General features: G+C 34.0%; 19 protein-coding genes and 2 riboswitches. Of the genes, 17 read left to right on the forward strand and 2 right to left on the reverse strand.

The genetic code is table 11. The annotated features are described in order from the left end of the window. The first annotated feature begins 164 nt into the window (after window positions 1-164). The 13 genes from fumC (at window position 165) to CAB05_RS10455 (ending at window position 11,958) form a co-directional block, all read left to right on the forward strand. A complete protein-coding gene (gene fumC, locus CAB05_RS10395; RefSeq protein WP_087999772.1) occupies window positions 165-1,553 on the forward strand; it encodes a class II fumarate hydratase in 1,389 nt (462 codons plus the stop codon). Between the two features lie 185 nt (window positions 1,554-1,738). Beyond that, window positions 1,739-1,841: riboswitch (SAM riboswitch) on the forward strand. A 95-nt stretch (window positions 1,842-1,936) separates the two neighbouring features. Further along, a riboswitch (SAM riboswitch) is annotated at window positions 1,937-2,034 on the forward strand. Between the two features lie 137 nt (window positions 2,035-2,171). Further along, complete coding sequence (locus tag CAB05_RS10400) at window positions 2,172-2,339, forward strand: Fur-regulated basic protein FbpA (RefSeq protein WP_235821453.1); 168 nt, start codon at window positions 2,172-2,174, stop codon at window positions 2,337-2,339. Between the two features lie 234 nt (window positions 2,340-2,573). Next, window positions 2,574-3,452, forward strand: a complete 879-nt coding sequence (locus tag CAB05_RS10405; RefSeq protein ID WP_087999774.1) for a LysR family transcriptional regulator — start codon at window positions 2,574-2,576, stop codon at window positions 3,450-3,452. A gap of 222 nt (window positions 3,453-3,674) precedes the next feature. Next, the gene (ssuE, locus tag CAB05_RS10410; RefSeq protein ID WP_087999775.1) at window positions 3,675-4,235 is read left to right on the forward strand and encodes an NADPH-dependent FMN reductase; all 561 of its coding nucleotides are present in this window, start codon (window positions 3,675-3,677) and stop codon (window positions 4,233-4,235) included. 27 nt (window positions 4,236-4,262) lie between these two features. Then, window positions 4,263-5,090 carry a transporter substrate-binding domain-containing protein gene (locus tag CAB05_RS10415; protein WP_087999776.1) on the forward strand — a complete coding sequence of 276 codons (828 nt, stop codon included), beginning with the start codon at window positions 4,263-4,265 and terminating at the stop codon, window positions 5,088-5,090. 25 nt (window positions 5,091-5,115) lie between these two features. Beyond that, complete coding sequence (locus CAB05_RS10420; protein ID WP_087999777.1) at window positions 5,116-5,898, forward strand: amino acid ABC transporter permease; 783 nt, start codon at window positions 5,116-5,118, stop codon at window positions 5,896-5,898. Continuing rightward, entirely contained in the window at window positions 5,895-6,605 is a 711-nt protein-coding gene (locus CAB05_RS10425; protein WP_087999778.1) for an amino acid ABC transporter permease, read from the forward strand. Before CAB05_RS10420 ends, CAB05_RS10425 begins: the two co-directional genes overlap by 4 nt. Then, window positions 6,602-7,354 (forward strand): amino acid ABC transporter ATP-binding protein, encoded by a 753-nt coding sequence (locus tag CAB05_RS10430; protein WP_087999779.1) that lies wholly within the window; start codon window positions 6,602-6,604, stop codon window positions 7,352-7,354. The genes CAB05_RS10425 and CAB05_RS10430 overlap by 4 nt, the downstream gene beginning before the upstream one ends. A gap of 21 nt (window positions 7,355-7,375) precedes the next feature. Beyond that, entirely contained in the window at window positions 7,376-8,386 is a 1,011-nt protein-coding gene (locus tag CAB05_RS10435) for an LLM class flavin-dependent oxidoreductase (RefSeq protein ID WP_087999780.1), read from the forward strand. Window positions 8,387-8,409: 23 nt separating this feature from the next. Further along, on the forward strand, window positions 8,410-9,576 hold the full coding sequence (locus CAB05_RS10440) for an amidohydrolase (protein WP_087999781.1): 1,167 nt from the start codon (window positions 8,410-8,412) through the stop codon (window positions 9,574-9,576). Between the two features lie 9 nt (window positions 9,577-9,585). Then, entirely contained in the window at window positions 9,586-10,086 is a 501-nt protein-coding gene (locus CAB05_RS10445) for a DinB family protein (protein ID WP_087999782.1), read from the forward strand. Continuing rightward, window positions 10,083-10,616, forward strand: coding sequence for a GNAT family N-acetyltransferase (locus CAB05_RS10450; RefSeq protein ID WP_087999783.1), 534 nt, complete (start codon window positions 10,083-10,085; stop codon window positions 10,614-10,616). The genes CAB05_RS10445 and CAB05_RS10450 overlap by 4 nt, the downstream gene beginning before the upstream one ends. Window positions 10,617-10,629: 13 nt before the next feature. After that, window positions 10,630-11,958: an LLM class flavin-dependent oxidoreductase gene (locus CAB05_RS10455; protein WP_087999784.1), complete on the forward strand. Its 1,329-nt coding sequence runs from the start codon at window positions 10,630-10,632 to the stop codon at window positions 11,956-11,958. Window positions 11,959-12,008: 50 nt separating this feature from the next. Here CAB05_RS10455 and CAB05_RS10460 read toward each other — a convergent pair whose 3' ends face one another. Further along, entirely contained in the window at window positions 12,009-13,043 is a 1,035-nt protein-coding gene (locus CAB05_RS10460) for a glycosyl hydrolase family 18 protein (RefSeq protein WP_087999785.1), read from the reverse strand. 392 nt (window positions 13,044-13,435) lie between these two features. Here CAB05_RS10460 and CAB05_RS22345 point away from each other — a divergent pair, with 392 nt between their 5' ends. The 4 genes from CAB05_RS22345 to CAB05_RS10485 all read left to right on the forward strand — a co-directional run bounded on the left by CAB05_RS22345 (window position 13,436) and on the right by CAB05_RS10485 (window position 16,619). Beyond that, entirely contained in the window at window positions 13,436-14,038 is a 603-nt protein-coding gene (locus tag CAB05_RS22345) for a hypothetical protein (protein ID WP_188483357.1), read from the forward strand. 802 nt (window positions 14,039-14,840) lie between these two features. After that, window positions 14,841-15,239, forward strand: coding sequence for a hypothetical protein (locus tag CAB05_RS10475; protein ID WP_087999787.1), 399 nt, complete (start codon window positions 14,841-14,843; stop codon window positions 15,237-15,239). Window positions 15,240-15,270: 31 nt separating this feature from the next. Next, the gene (locus CAB05_RS10480; RefSeq protein ID WP_087999788.1) at window positions 15,271-15,729 is read left to right on the forward strand and encodes a flavodoxin; all 459 of its coding nucleotides are present in this window, start codon (window positions 15,271-15,273) and stop codon (window positions 15,727-15,729) included. Next, window positions 15,726-16,619, forward strand: coding sequence for a WD40/YVTN/BNR-like repeat-containing protein (locus CAB05_RS10485; protein ID WP_087999789.1), 894 nt, complete (start codon window positions 15,726-15,728; stop codon window positions 16,617-16,619). Before CAB05_RS10480 ends, CAB05_RS10485 begins: the two co-directional genes overlap by 4 nt. A 69-nt stretch (window positions 16,620-16,688) precedes the next feature. Here CAB05_RS10485 and CAB05_RS10490 read toward each other — a convergent pair whose 3' ends face one another. Further along, entirely contained in the window at window positions 16,689-17,183 is a 495-nt protein-coding gene (locus tag CAB05_RS10490; protein WP_371870384.1) for an acyl-CoA thioesterase, read from the reverse strand. Between the last annotated feature and the right edge of the window lie 44 nt (window positions 17,184-17,227).

Below are 17,227 nucleotides of genomic sequence, written 5' to 3' on the forward strand. Positions count from 1 at the left end.
ATAGTGTACGCTTACTTAAATAATATGTATTTATTAAATGCAGAATAATAGTGACCAACAAATTTTGCAAAAGGCAATAGCATTAAAAAGATTTAAACTTTATAAAATTGGTAATACATGCATAAAAATAATTCATTAGTTTTATAAAACTAGGAGGTCAGAAATTGAAGTATAGAATTGAGAAAGATTCAATTGGTGAGATAAACGTTCCAGCAGATAAATTATGGGGAGCTCAGACTCAGCGAAGCTTTCAAAACTTTAAAATAGGTACTGAAAGGATGCCAGTTCAATTAATACATGCATTAGCCATCATAAAAAAATGTGCAGCATCGGTAAATAAAGAGCTAGGTAAATTGGATAATGAAAAGGCAGATGCCATTATTGAAACTGTAAATGAAATTCTAAGTGGGAAGCTAGATGAACATTTTCCTCTTGTAGTTTGGCAAACTGGTAGCGGTACGCAAACAAATATGAATGTAAATGAAGTAATCGCACATAGAGGAAATCAAATATTGGAAGCACTTGGAAGTATAAAGAGCATTCATCCAAATGATGATGTGAATAAGTCACAAAGCTCGAATGATACATTTCCAACTGCAATGCATATAGCAGCTATCATTGAATTAAATAAACAATTACTTCCTGCTTTAAATGAACTGAAAAATACTTTTTTACAAAAGGCAGATGAATATCAGCATATTATTAAAATAGGTCGGACACATTTACAAGATGCAACGCCTTTAACTTTAGGGCAAGAAATTAGTGGATGGCATCGTATGCTTGAAAAAAGTGAGCAAATGATATTGGACAGTATGAAATATATGAACGAACTTGCTATTGGTGGAACTGCAGTAGGAACTGGACTAAATGCACATCCCATGTTTGGTGAACTGGTTGCAAAAGAAATTAGTTTGTTTACTGGTTATGAATTTACATCAGCAAAGAATAAATTTCATGCATTAACAAGCCATGATGAAATGGTCTATACTCATGGTGCGCTCAAAGCGCTGGCTACTGATCTAATGAAAATTGCGAATGATGTAAGGTGGATGGCGAGTGGACCAAGAAGTGGAATTGGTGAAATAATGATCCCTTCAAATGAGCCAGGAAGTTCAATCATGCCAGGTAAAGTAAATCCTACACAATCAGAAGCAATGACAATGGTCGTAACTCAAATCGTAGGAAATGATATGACAATCGCATTTGCTGCGAGTCAAGGGAACTTCGAATTGAATGTATTTAAACCAGTTATTATTTATAATTTTCTTCAGTCGATTCGGCTGCTATCAGATGTGATGAACTCATTTAACGAGCATTGTGCGAGCGGGTTAGAAGCAAATTTAGAAGTCATAAAAAGTCATTTAAATAATTCACTTATGCTAGTAACTGCACTAAATCCTCACATCGGCTATGAAAAAGCAGCTAGTATTGCCAAATTAGCTTATGAAGAAGGCACGACACTAAAAGCAGCTGCCTTAAAAACAGGATTTCTTACAGAAGAGGATTTTGACCGGATTGTTAAACCAGAAAATATGACTAAACCAAAAGAATAAGTTACTTAGACAATATGGAAATCAAAAGAACAATTCCTTCCTACTTGTATTAGATAATAAATCTTAAAAAAAACAGTAAAATAAATAACTGAAAAATCTAACATTTGTAAAATGGGTTGACTCGATTTTTTAAATCGGTTAATCTTGGTTCAATCAGTCGGAAATTATATAAATACATAAAAATAATCTTATCCAGAGAGGTGGAGGGAATTGGCCCTATGATACCTCAGCAACAGGTTCTTTTGAACACTGTGCTAATTCCATCAGGTAATACCTGAAAGATAAGAAGAGATGATATTAATCTAGTCCTCTTCTATCTTAGAAGAGGATTTTTTTTATTAAGTGTGTTAGAGATGTAATGCTTGCATAATAAAATAAATAATTTCTTATCCAAAAGAGGTGGAGGGACTGGTCCAATGATACCTCGGCATCGGTTTTTTAAAATACCGTGCCAATTCCAGGGGATATCCTTTGTTGAGAGGGGTATTAATATGTTGTTTAAAGGAGGCGGATGGATTTTTATAAATAAAATACCAAGTATTCCTATGAGAAAAGTAAAGTTATTAAATAAAATAGATTAAAACATTTGTGATGTAAGGAGGAATTAAATTGGAAAATATGTTAAGAAAATTGGTTGAAACTCGAAAGAATGATCTAATCAACAAGTTAATCAAAGTTGGAGTTTATAAAATAGAATCATCTCATTTATTTGAAATAACGTTATCTGAGTTAGAAGAAGAATACACTCGAGTAATGAATGAGAAAAAGCACAATAGAGTTCATTAAATATTTGGCTCTATTCATGTTTACAGTTGAAATCAATACTCCTTTGAAAGATTTCTAGAGAACGCCCCATCAAGAGGGTGTGTCTTTTTACAGAGTTTTTAGGCTCGTCTAATAAAAAATGTAAGTTTTTATTTGAAAAGGATTTAGTGCGATAGTAACGAATAAATTATGAATAAAATAACGGTAATAAATGTTATATCAATGATATGAAAATATGTTTGGGATGTGATGAAAATGAATATCGAAAATATTGAAGCGTTTATTTACGTGATTCACTATGGGAGTTTTAATAAAGCAGCAGATTCTTTATTTTTATCACAGCCAACCGTTACTGCTAGAATTCAATCATTAGAAAGAGAATTAAACTGCAAGCTTTTTCATCGAACAGGAAAGCAAGTGATGATCACAGAAGAGGGAAAACGTTTTTTACCTTATGCACAACAAGTCGTGCAAATTTATGAAAAGGGTAAGATGCATATAAATCAAAAAAAATCGCAAACAAATGAATTAAAGATAGGGTGTACAGTTTCTGTTTCAAACTATGTCATTTCTGAGATTATTCCTAAACTCTCAGTCATGAATGATGAGGTACATTATAAAATGATTACGGGTAGTACAGATGAATTGGTGAAGAAGACATTAAATAATGAAATTGATATTGCATTTGTAAGGAAGATTAGTCATCCTAGTTTACAATCTATTAAATTATTTGAGGATCCTATTACTTTATATGTTTATAAGGACCATCCTTTTATTTCTAAACAATCTATCAGTATCCAAGATATTGCTAAGGAGAATCTTATTTTCTTTGAGTGTGGTTCTTTAGATTGGCTTAGAATTCATCGTTTATTTGAAAATCTAGAATCCCCACCAAATATAAAAATTCATACAGATAGTTCAGAAATGGCCAAAAAGCTAATACTAGAGAAATTTGGAATTGCCTTCTTACCTAGTATTAGTGTTAAGAAAGAAGTGAAAGACGGGCTATTATACCCAATCCATATTGAAGAAACGAAGGGGATTTATTTACAAACTAATATCTTTTGTAATCGAGGAGAGTATTCCGAATTAGTAAATGAAATAGTTAAATTAAGTAAAGAGTTGGTAAAATAGCCAACTCTTTTTTGTTTATTCTCATATTGTTCAAGCAAACTTTTCAAAGATAGAAAAAAATTACATAGGCTAATTCAAATATTCAATAAATGTATAGAAAAGTTCTATTAGAAATTAGATTGACGAAATTTTCAGTCAATGATAAAGTTGGTAACAATTAATTCCTAGTTAACCAATAAGAAATATAGGTATTAACTCATTTTCATAGAGGAGGTAGAAACATTGAAGGATATTGTTATTATTTCATCAAGTACATCAACAAAATCCAGATTAAACGGCATCGTTCAATATGTACAGAGGAAATGGGAAAATGAGGGCTTGAATGTGTGTCAAGTAAACATAAGGGAGTTACCAGCAGAGTCTTTAATAAATAGTGACTTTCATGATGCAGAAATAAAAGAAGCACTAAATAAAATCGAAAAATCCATTGGAATCGTGATTGCTGGTCCCGTTTATAAAGCTTCATATTCCGGTGTATTAAAAACATTTTTAGATTTGATACCTCAAAATGGATTAAAAAACAAAGTCATTTTACCTGTATTTATTGGTGGTACAATCGCTCATTTATTGAGCCTAGAGTATGCACTAAAGCCAGTTCTCTCTGTTCTTGGAGGAAAACATTTTGTAACAGGTGTTTATGCGATTGATGATTGGATAAAAAGAGAAGACAATTATGAGTTTATTTTATCTGATGAATTAACAGAAAGGTTGAACATAGCTACGGAAGAATTATCAGAAGAGTTAATTTGGCAAGCCCTAAGACCACAAGGAACAAAACTTTAAAAAAATTTTAGAGATGAGGAAATGAAGATGAAGAAATTTGCGATTACTTTTGCAATACTAATTGTTTTAGTCCTAATTATAGCTGGTGTGTTAAGAAACAATAAAGACAAAGAAAGTGCAGAGGCCTCAGGCACAAAAGCTAAAGTACAAAAGATTGTTGTTGGTACGGGTACACAATTTCCAAATGTATGCTTTATCGATAAAGATGGAAATTTAACTGGTTTTGACGTTGAACTAGTAAAGGAAATAGATAAAAGATTACCAGAATACAAGTTTGATTTAAAAACATATGAGTTCTCAAGCTTATTATTAAGCTTAGAAACGAAGAAAATTGATTTTGTTGCTCATGAAATTGAGAAAAACCCAGAGAGAGAAAAGAAGTACTTATTTAACAAAGAAAGCTATGCACACTGGAGAAATAAAATTGTTGTAGCAAAAGATAATGATTCAATTCAATCAATAGATGATTTAAAAGGAAAAAAAGTATTAACAACTGCTACGAGTGCAGAAGCACAAATTCTAGAAAACTATAATAAAGAACACAATAACGCGATTAAGATTGTTTATCAAAATGGTGGAGCAAATGATACTGTTCAACAAATTACCTCTGGACGCGTGGATGCAACAGTTGCAGCCGATTTTGTTCTATCACTAACAGATCCAACAGGTGAATTGAAAACTGTAGGACCGGCTTTAACAGAGGCAGATGTATTATTTGCATTTAGAAAGAATGACGCGAAAGATCAAAAATTGGCAGATTCTATAGATGAAGCATTAGTTGAAATTAAAGCTGATGGAACACTAGCGAACTTAAGTAAAAAATGGTTGGGAGCAGATTTCACTTCAGATAACTAAAGATCAATCTAAAGGGTGAGAAGAAATGGGTGCTGAGTTTAATTTTGGTTTAATCTTCGAATACTTTTTGAAATTACTACCATTTATAAAGATATCTTTGATTATTGTAGGGAGTTCAATTTTAGTAGGTTTGGGCGTTGGATTGCTCGTCGCCCTACCTAGAATGTATAAGGTACCTATATTTCAAAGATTATCGCAGGTGTATGTTTCATTTTTTAGAGGGACTCCAATCTTAATTCAATTATTTTTGATTTACTATGGAGTACCTGAAATATTAAAGCTATTAAATGTAGATGTTAGTCGATTCGATGTTTTATATTTTGTCATTTTAACATATGGGTTACACAGTGCAGCTTTTATATCTGAAGGAATTAGAGCTTCAGTTAGTGCGGTCGATCGCGGTCAAATTGAAGCAGCATATTCAGTTGGAATGAATGGTTACGAGGCATTTAAGCGCATTATTGCGCCGCAGGCATTCGCTATATGGATTCCGATTTTAGGGAACTTAATAATAGGAACATTAAAAGATACTTCGCTCGCATTTACTTTAGGTGTGATGGAATTAACTGGTCAATCACAAACATTAGGATTATTAAATCGCCATTTTATCGAATCCTATCTTGCTTTAGCATTGGTTTACTTTATATTAAGTGTTTTTCTTGAAAAAGGATTTATCTTATTAGAAAGACGATTTATAAAATATGAAAAAACAAGTGTGGAAAAGTCAGGAAATGCCTTTAAAATTCGTAATTTATTTGGAAAATTGAATCGCGATGTCATTGTAGTGAAAGAAGGTACTAGACTATGAAACTGGATCTCTCTTTTATTTGGACCGCATTTATACAAATTTTACCCGCAATACCAAATACTCTTTTCATAACGGTCGTTTCCGTTTTTATAGGATTTTTAATTGGAACCTTTAGTGCAATTGTTCGCATTTATAAAGTGCCATTTTTAAGTCAAATTGCGTCTGGCTACGTAACAATTGTTAGAGGTACACCAATGATTACTCATTTGCTAATCATCTATTACTCATTATCAATGCTGTTAGATTCATTAGCTAAAAATTATCACCTTCCATTTAATTCAGCTTCTATTCCAATGATGGTTTTTGCAATTATTTCATTTTCTATTACAGCGGGAGCTTATCTATCAGAAGTTGTTAGAGCAGGTATTACAAGTATTGAACGTGGACAAATTGAAGCGGCTTATTCAGTAGGAATGACAACTACACAAGCTTTAAAACGAATCATTTTTCCACAAGCTTTCGCAATTAGTCTACCAAATTTGTCAAATACATTTATTGGTATGCTACACGGTTCAACTCTAGCATTTATTGTTTCAGTAGTAGATATTAACGCAAAAGCACAAATTGTAGCATCTACAAATTGGAAGTTTTTTGAAGCGTATATTGCAGCAGCTTTAATCTTTTGGGGAATTACGATTGTCATAGAAAAGATGACAAGTTTACTAGAGAAGAGATTCAGTGTATTTAGTAGAGGCGGTGTGAAATGATTACGCTAGAAAATGTATCGAAATCATTTGGAAAAAACCAGGTTTTAAAAGGAATTGATTTAACAGTAAATAAGGGAGAAGTTGTTGCGATCCTTGGTCCTAGTGGGTCAGGAAAGACCACCTTACTTCGTTGCATTAATCATTTGGAAAAGCCGAATAAAGGGAAAATTAAAATAGATAATTTTCAGGTTGATTTTAGTCGAGCTTCTAAAGCAGAAATTCTCTCTTTGCGCCAGAAAACAGCAATGGTGTTTCAACAATTTAATTTGTTTAAAAATAAAACGGTCGTTGAAAATGTCATGGAAGGATTGATTGTTGCAAAGAAACTGCCAAAAGAAGAGGCATTCAAGAAAAGTGTAGAACTGCTTGAAAAAGTAGGTTTAGGAAATAAGTTAAATTCATACCCGGTACAGTTATCTGGAGGACAACAACAAAGAGTTGGGATTGCCCGGGCCCTCGCTTTAAATCCTGAAGTCATTCTATTTGATGAACCTACTTCTGCATTAGATCCTGAATTAGTTGGTGAAGTATTGTCGATTATCAGAACAATAGCAAAAGAAGGAATTACAATGATCATCGTTACACACGAAATGGCATTTGCTAGAGATGTTGCCAATCATGTGGTGTTTATGGATGAGGGGGTAATTGTTGAAGAGGGAAACCCTAAGGAGATTTTTCAGTACCCAAAAGAAGAAAGAACAATACAGTTTTTAAAGCGATTTTCTGAAGAGGAAATGTACTATATTTAATCAAAAATGGAGGAAAGTAATATGGGACTTAATTACGGTTTTTTAGATCAAAGTATTATTTTTCCAGGTCAAACAGCAAATGAAGTACTAATCAATACTGTTAATTTGGCAAAGGAAGCAGAAAGACTAGGATTCAATCGATTTTGGGTTTCAGAACACCATAACTCACAAGGTATTGCGGGCTCATCCCCTGAAGTATTAGTTTCTCATATTCTAGCAAAAACAGAAAAAATTGCTGTTGGTTCAGGCGGTGTCATGCTACAGCATTATAGTCCTTATAAAGTAGCTGAGAACTTTAATGTATTAGCAAATCTAGCTCCAGGAAGAGTCGAGCTTGGTGTTGGAAGAGCGCCTGGTGGATTTCCAAAATCTAGTCAGGAATTACAAAAAAGTATAAAAGAACCCCAATCACTAGAAGAGAAAATAGATGAATTAGAGACATTTATATATCAAGAAGCTTCTAAGGTAAGCTCATTTGACTCACTGCAAGCTTCACCACTACCTCAGATCAGAGTACCGCTATTCTTATTAGGTACGAGTGTATCAAGTGCAAAGTTTGCAGCTCAAAAAGGTTACCCTTATGCATTTGCTTTATTTATTAATAATGATCCAGCTGCAGCGAAGGAAGCCATTCAAGTTTATAATAGCTCGTTTAATCATGAAAGTGGACGGAAGCCAAAATTTATTTTAGCACTGTCTACAATTGTGACAGATACGGAAGAAGAAGCTTTAAAATTATCGATTCAATTACAAACTGTTCGCGTGACATTAGGAAACGGTCAAATTGTAAATGTTGGAACGCTCGAGCAAGCTGAAGTTTATGCAAAACAAGCCGGTCAAACTTATACTACTGAAATTCGTGATGCAGATGTGTTGAAAGGAACAAAAGATGCATTTCAAAAACGTGTATATGAATATCAAAATGAATTTGGCGTTGATGAATTTATTTTTACTTCGTTGATTCCAGATTATGAAAGAAGAGTGCGATCTCTTCAATTGATCAAAGAAGCATTTAGTGAAATTACAGTTTAATGAAATGATAGGAGTAGATGCTCATGCAACAGGAGATACCCACAAAATTAATTGAAAAACTAATAGATATAAGAAGAAGCTTGCATGAAAATCCAGAGATAGCATTTGAAGAATTTGAAACAACAGCAACAATTATACGTGTCCTAAAAGAAAATTACATTCGAATCATCCCTTTAGGATTACAGACTGGGGTCGTCGCAGAAATAGGTGATGCTAGTAAAGGTCCTACTATTGCGATCAGAGCAGACATCGATGCACTTCCAATCCAAGAAGAAACTGAGCTTCCATTTACTTCAAGGAATCCTGGTAAAATGCATGCGTGTGGTCATGATTTTCATACAGCTGCAATATTAGGTACCGCGATATTACTAAAGGAAATAGAAGATGAACTTCCTGGTAGAATTCTTCTAGTCTTCCAACCTGCTGAAGAAATTGGTAAAGGTGCATTGGATATCATCAAAACAAATGTCTTAAGTGATGTTCAAGCTATTATTGGAATGCATAATAAACCAGATTTACCAGTTGGAACAGTTGGTATTAAGTCTGGACCACTGATGGCATCTGCAGATGGGTTTACGGTGGAAGTAAAAGGGAAATCAAGCCATGCTGCAGTCCCAGAATCAGGATTTGATTCAATTGTAGCTGCTTCACATATGATTACATCAATTCAATCAATTGTAAGCCGGAATATTAGTCCACTCGAAAGTGCAGTTGTAAGTGTGACGAAATTTCATAGTGGAACAGCTTGGAATGTCATATCAGATAAAGCTGTTTTTAGCGGAACTGTTCGTACATTCAATCAAGAGGTAAGAAAAATAATTCGAAATAGACTTTTTGAAATGAATCAAAGTGTAGGTAATGCTTTTCAAACTGAGATTAATACAGTTTGGAAGGCCGGTCCACCACCTGTTATTAATGACGAAAAATTAGCCCAAATAGCACGAGAAGTTGCAGTAGGAAATGGTCTGCATGTCGTAGAACCCAAGGTTTCAGCAGCAAGTGAGGACTTTTCCTATTATCTTGAAGATCAAGCTGGATTGTTCATCTTTTTTGGAACTTCTGGAGAATATGAATGGCATCATCCTAAATTCAATCTGGATGAGAAAGCAATCCCGTTAAGTGTAAGATTCTTCAAGGATTTTTCAATGGCTATTTTAAATAAACTATCTAAAGATGTAATTAGTATATAGGAGGACAAAATGTATAAATTGTCAATTGACTTAAATGAATATTTACAATTATCTGAACGAATCAATCAAGTAGTTTCTGACATTCCAAGGGATCAGCTTCAATGGAAGAAAAATGAAACTGTATGGAGCATTACAGAAGTGTTAACACATTTATTAGATCATGCCTTTGTAGTGAACTTCAGATTGAGAGAAGTTTTATCAGGATCTAGTGTTCAATTGCCAGCATTTAATCAAGATGAGTGGATCAAAGGTCAATATGCGAATGAAGGCAATATTACAGAATTACTAGAAACGTATCGCTCTGTATTACAGTACAATGGTCAATTACTGAGACGGTTAAAAAATGACGATTGGCATAAAAGTGGAATTAGTCCTAAAAATCAAGAGGTAACGGTAGAAGAAATTATACAAAGCTTCATCTCACATGTTTATCATCATATAAAACAAATCAAACGCATAACTGATGATTTCAATATTTCAGTTCAAATTGAAAGGGGAAATCACGAATGACGATCAATCGTTTGGTCATTAGGGAAAGTAAACCAGATGAAGTAGATCAGGTGAAAAAGGTTTTAGTTGATTCGTATGAGCAATATGCAACTATTTTATCCGTTGAGCAATGGGAAAACTATAAAAATAGTATTATTGACTCCACTGAAAACAGTCAAACGAAGACTAAGCTTGTCGCATTGGTTGACAATGTTATGTTGGGAGCTTGTTTTATATATGATTCAGCTGAAAAGGCATATGGTTTACCAGACTTAGAGATTAAATATCCGATTGTTCGATTATTAGGTGTTTCACCAAAGGCTAGAGGGTTAGGGATTGCAACTGAATTAATTCGAGCGAGCTGTAATCTAGCACAAGAATGGGGTTCTGATCGAATTGTACTTCATACATCGGACATGATGCAATCAGCTATAAAATTATATGAAAAGTTAGGTTTTAAAAGGGCGAAACAATATGAATTTATGAATGGAAAAATTCTAGTAAAAAGCTACGAATTAACTATAAATGAAACGACATTATTAACGAATTAATGGAGGGAAAGAAATGACTACACGAAAACAATTAAAGCTTGGAGCATTAGTGCATGGTGTTGGTGGAAGTATGTCTGGTTGGCGTCATCCAGAGGTGCAAACTGATGCTAGTGTTAATTTTGATTATTATCAAGAACAAGTGAAAATTGCAGAAGATGGAAAGTTCGATTTAGTTTTTATTGCAGACGGATTGTATATTACCGAAAAATCGATACCACACTTCTTAAATCGTTTTGAGCCAATTACAATCCTTTCTGCACTAGCAGCGGTTACAAAAAATATTGGATTAGTTGGAACTTTATCCTCTACTTACAGCGAACCATTTACAGTAGCGAGACAGTTTGCTTCTATTGATCATATTAGTAATGGTCGGGCTGGATGGAATTTAGTCACTTCTCCTTTAGAAGGTTCTGCTAAAAATTATAGTAAAAACGATCACCCTTCCCATGATGATCGTTATAAGATTGCAGAGGAACATTTAGAAGTGACAAGAGGGCTTTGGGATTCATGGGAGGATGATGCATTTATTAGAGATAAGGAATCTGGCGTATTTTTTGACCCGCAAAAATTACACAGATTAAATCATAAGGGTAAATATTATCAAGTCGAAGGGCCACTCAATATAGGGCGTTCGAAACAAGGGCAGCCAGTTGTATTTCAAGCAGGCTCTTCTGAAAGTGGGAAAGAGTTAGCTGGAAAGGCTGCTGACGCAGTATTTACTGGGCATGATAATATTGAAGATGCTAAACAATTTTATAAAGAAGTTAAAGAGCGAGCAGTAGCATACGGCAGATCTAAAGATGATATTGCTATTTTTCCAGGAATCGCACCAATTGTAGGTCGAACACAAGAAGAAGCGGAACAAAAATATTTAGATCTGGTTAATTTAACAAGTATAGAAAATGCACTCGATTACTTAGGCAGATTCTTTGAACATCATGATTTCTCCCAATATCCTCTAGATGAACCATTCCCAGATGTAGGTGATTTAGGGAAAAATAGTTTTAGAAGTGGTACTGATAAAATTAAAAAGGAAGCGAAAGAAAAAGGTTTAACGCTTAGACAAGTGGCATTACAGGCAGCGACACCAAGAAGTGCATTTATTGGGACACCTGAAAAAATAGCGAATTTAATTCAAGAATGGTATGAACAAGAAGCAGCAGATGGATTGATGATTTATTCAGCAATACCAAGTGCTTTAAAAGATTTTACAGAGCAAGTTATTCCCTTACTGCAAGAAAGAGGAATTTTTAGAACAGAATATGAGGCATCAACATTAAGAGGGAATTTAGGTCTGAAAATACCAGAAAATCGTTACTCATCAAGCTTAGTTAGGAATTAATTCTAAATGAAGCTAAATTAAAACCACCTATAAAGGTGGTTTTTTTAATGTTATTGTAGTCCTCTATTTATTGCTCCCCAAAATTCTGGACCTTCCATCCCAAGCGCAAAAATAGAAATACCACCTAAATTATATTTATTTGTATATTGAGCTTTCTTTGAAATACTTGTAGCATCATCATACCAAACCTCGTGGGTGTGCCCGTTTTGATCTTTATATCTAAAATGCAAAGAAGCTGAAGCTTTGTCTCGAATCGGAGCTGCTCCTGTGCGCTTAAGTAATTGCGGGATTTCACTCAAAGGTACTCTTCTATTTTCTTTTATGTTACGACTCGTGATATTCCAATCATTTCCGTATGCACCGATGCCCATTAAAATTTTTTTCGGGCTCATAACTGATATAGCATAATTTAGAGAAGCGTTGATCCATGGAAGACTTGCTACTGATCCAGGAAGATTCCACCAATAACCTGTTTCATCATAAGTCATTATTTGAACAAAATTCGCGCATTTTCCTAATGTTTTAAAGTCATATGCTCCTGACCAAGAGTCTGATGGATTCTCCTTAACTTTTGCTGGAACAGATACCATTGTTAAATATCCGTTTGTGGATAGTTTCTTTGATACTGCTTGAATGAATTTACTAAATAAAACTCTATCCTTTGGTGATAAAGCTTCAAAATCGATATTGACACCTTTATATTGATTCGTGCGAAGTAATGACAATAAATTAGAGATGAATTTTTTTCGAATGTCCGTGTTTGATAAAATTTTATGTGCAAGAGCAGTATCCCAATCAGTTTTCCCATAGTTTGAGACAACTGCAAATGGTTGGACTTGTTTAGAATTCGCAAGATCTACAATCTCCTTTGGTGCTGTCCCCAAAACTTTACCGGTAGCATCAAATTTATATGTATCAGTTGCGATTTGATTCATAAATTTATAATTTGTTTGAAAAGAATTAGTTGAACTAGGTTTGTTTGTATAATAACCAAGAACTAGTTTTTTCGTCACAGCTGAGGGATGCTTTGGCAGAGTTGATAATGAGAAAAATATAACAGCGACAATTACCGCAAATTTACGCATCAAAATGTCATCTCCTTAATAAGTGAGTGATAACAAGCTCGAATATATGGTTTATGAATGAATCTGCTGTTATCTATCATTATTAGTTTTATCGACACCTAATATTCTGTATTAAACTGAATATTTTAAATAAATCACAATTTTGTTGATTTTATCAAATTTCTACAAATTATTTAACATCTAGTAATAGGGGATAAAGAGTAGTCATAATTAAAAAGAAAGCTGTCAATTCCAAAAATGTAAGTGCAAGTCAGGTAATTGAAATAGAAGTTACATAATGATTTTCCAACCACTTAAGCGTTTTCAAAATAGGCAAAAAAATGAATTGTCCACGAATAACCATTTTTAGATAATGTCATATAGTGTTATGTATCTTAAAGGAGGGTTTTAATTTGTTTTATAACAATGATGAATATGAATATTATCGTAGTTTATATGATTATTATTATAGAGTAGGCACAGCACCAACTTTAGTTCCACAAGCTACAATTGAAGATCAAATTAAGTTAGGAAGACAAGGTCATTGCTTTAAATCTTTTTGGGGCGGAAGAGAACATACATTTAACTTATTAGGAATAAATGCAGCTACAGGCATGGTTAATATTATGGAAAACGGTATAGCTAATATGGTTCACAAAAATGATATGGTCGGTCTACAATATTTAGGCGTACAATGTCCTCAAATGGGTCAAGGTGGCGGCATGGGTCAAGGTGGCGGCATGGGTCAAGGTGGCGGCATGGGTCAAGGTGGCGGCATGGGTCAAGGTGGCGGCATGGGTCAAGGTGGCGGCATGGGTCAAGGCGGAGGCATGGGCCAAGGCGGAGGCATGGGCCAAGGTGGCGGCATGGGTCAAGGCGGAGGCATGGGTCAAGGTGGCGGCATGGGTCAAGGCGGAGGCATGGGTCAAGGCGGAGGCATGGGCCAAGGTGGAGGCATGGGTCAACAATGCGGTTGGATGATGACGAACCAAGGCTGGAAATGGATCTGTAGATAATTGTTTTACAGAATTAATAGATTAGTTATTTAATAAAAGGAACTATTATTTTTGTGAATAAAAAAAACATAGAGATAGTTAGTACAGCCATGTCTAACTATCTTTTATAATGTCAATTTTTGTTAGGACAAGTCTTTGGAATTATGATAAAGACCTAAGGATTCTTTTCATTTAATAATGAAACTGCAAGAGGTTTATTCAGAACTAAGATAAGAATAAACCGTTTAAACAAAAATTGAAATGTTCGAATGTATACAAGTCATATTTAATAAAGTTTACTAAACTCCTTTATTTTCATATTCGAGAAAACAATTGAACTTGTTTTTTGAAGGGGGCTGGTAAATTTGAGAAGGAAAAAAAATGGGGCTCTGATCCTTGTCTTATTTCTGTTCTTAATCATTTTTATTATAGTTAATGCTATTCGTCATATTAAAATTTATATGGTATATAGTTCTGGGTTAATGCCGTTTATTATTGTAGGTATTACATGTCTCGTAATTATTCTGTTATTTTTTGGTGGTTCGAGACAAAGAAGATAATACTCTGCTAAAAATTTATTTTATGTAATGTGGGAGCCTGTAAATAGGTTCTTTTTTATTTGGACATTTTACAATAAATTTATTAGAAAATTAAATTGACAATGATAATCATTATCATATATTATAATAAATGAAAATGATTATCACTTTCAACTAATTGAGAATTCATTTAGAAAGTGAATTTTTTTAGGATCTAAATATGAATCTTTATATGAACAAATAGAGCTATGCAAAGAAGTATTAATTAGCAAAGGAGTGCAACTATGGATAAAACTTTTATGATACTTGAAACATTTCAACAGGAAGTCACTTGTTGCTGTCCTGGTCAAAAGCATCAACATAAAATTGAGTTTCATGAAGGTGATATTTGGGTAATTACAAATGAACGTAAATACGTTGATTGCTTAGGATGGCATTATTTAGTAGAGAACAATGATGAATTTGAGTTTTATATTCATGTAGAAGATTTGGATACACTACATTCAAATGGAAATATTTGTTCAGCCTGGGATATAGACTTAAAGCTAAATCATTTACATTTTAAAGTTAACGAAGCGCTTGATCAAAATGATAGAGAAGGATTTATTTCAAATGCAAATGAACTCCGTTTGTTAAAAGAAATGAAAACTAAAATGATGGAAGCATATGCACAGACTATTTAAATAAAAAGTAGATTGTAAGGGGAGAATACACATGTCAAAAATTTTAATCGCTTTCGCTAGTATGTCTGGAAATACTGAGGAAATTGCTGAACTAATCAAAACAAGTATAGAACCTTTAGGTCATGAAATAGAAATGAAGGAAATTGAAAACATCAATACTCAAAAACTATTAGAATACGATGGTATTATTCTAGGTGCTTATACTTGGGGAGATGGCGAGCTTCCTTATGAGGTAGAGGACTTCTATGATGACATTGAGACATTGGATTTAACAGGGAAAAAGGTTGCAGTATTCGGCTCAGGTGACCATGCTTATCCAAAGTTTTGTGCAGCTGTTGACATATTAGAGGAAAGATTAATGGCATGTGGAGCGGAAATTGTGGAGCAAGGTTTAAAAGTAGAACTTGCACCAGAAACAGAAGAAGATATTGAACGTTGCATTACATTTGCATTTAACTTTGCTGGGCGATTAGAGGGCGCAGCACTATGAATAACTTACTCAGTTCTACAGCAGTGACAAGAACTGAAGAAGGTAGTATCGTTTTAGCTACTAGTGAGAATATATTCATAGAAGAAAATGGAAAGTGGATTTGTTCATTATCATTATCAAACTACCAAATTAGAGACTTGACGTGTTCAGGCGGAATCATTTATGGCGCTGGAGATAACGGTATTTTTATTAGAAGTACAAATGGTGGAATTGATTGGTTAGTAGAGCATTTTCCAACTAAAGCAAATGTATGGAGCATTGTTAGTAATGGAAAAGGGCTAGTAGTTGCTCATGGAGAGAAAGTAATTTACATATCAACTAATTATGGAGAGACATGGAGTGTTTTATCACCTTTTGGCGTTCATAATCCTCCTTCAATTCGCTCACTTTGTTTATATGAAAAGTACTTGTTTATTGGCACCAAGATTCATCCAGAAAACGGTGGAGTATGGATGATGGATTTATCTTCTCATGAAGTAACAAAATTGAATGCAAAAACGAATCAGATGATTTCAGCTATGCTTGTTACGAATCACCAATTAGTAACGGTAAGTGGATCTTGTCGTGGGAAAGACGGCATCATTGAATTTATTTCGTTAGATGATATCAAAAGGAAAACAGATTATCAATGGAATAAATGTTATAGCACTGATGTTCAAGGTAGCTTTTTAGATATTAGTGCTCATAATGGTGTCTTATTTACTACTTCAAGTCAAAATGAATCAGGATATAGTACGGTTTCTAGAGTATATTTAGAAAGTCAGCAAATCGTTCCGTGCGACTATGTAAGAGGACACGGCTGGAGAATTTGCAACGAAAACGAGAATTATATAGTTGCAGCACAAAATGAAACTAGATTTTTTGAGAAGAACTCACAAAGAGTTTGTTAACATGAAAAAGGAAATTCACAATGATGAATTTCCTTTTTTTATTGTAGATTATCAAAAACAGGCTGAGTTTTATACAGTTAAAATGTCTGCAATTGCATAAGTAGATTTTCGTCTCTCTTTTCGCAAACGTGCGCGTTCATGTCCTCCGAAATATAACGCATACTCCTCATCTGTAGAAGGGCGAATTTGTGGAATTGGACGGGGTTTTCCATTTTCATCTAAAGCAACGAATGTGAGAAAAGCAGTAGCAGCAAGTTGCTGTTGACCAGTTCGTAAGTTTTCTGTCGTGATTTTGACGAATACCTCCATATAACGTTCATCTGTCCAACTGATAAAACTTTCTAAACAAACAGCATCAGTCGGTAAAATTGGACGAAGAAATTCAACGGAATCTGTTGAAACGGTCGCACATTCACATAAACAAAGCTTTGCAGCTGAAACGCTAGCAACTACATCGATTTCATACATTAAAACGCCGCCAAATAATGTATTGAAGTGATTAATTTCATTAGGAAATACTCTTTTTGTTCGGATCACTTTTGTCTCATGGCAATATTTATCCAAGGTCATTCCCCTCCATATCTCGTACTGTGAATTGTATGTCATAA

Source organism: Gottfriedia solisilvae (genome assembly GCF_002128405.1).
GTDB lineage: Bacteria > Bacillota > Bacilli > Bacillales > Bacillaceae_G > Gottfriedia > Gottfriedia solisilvae.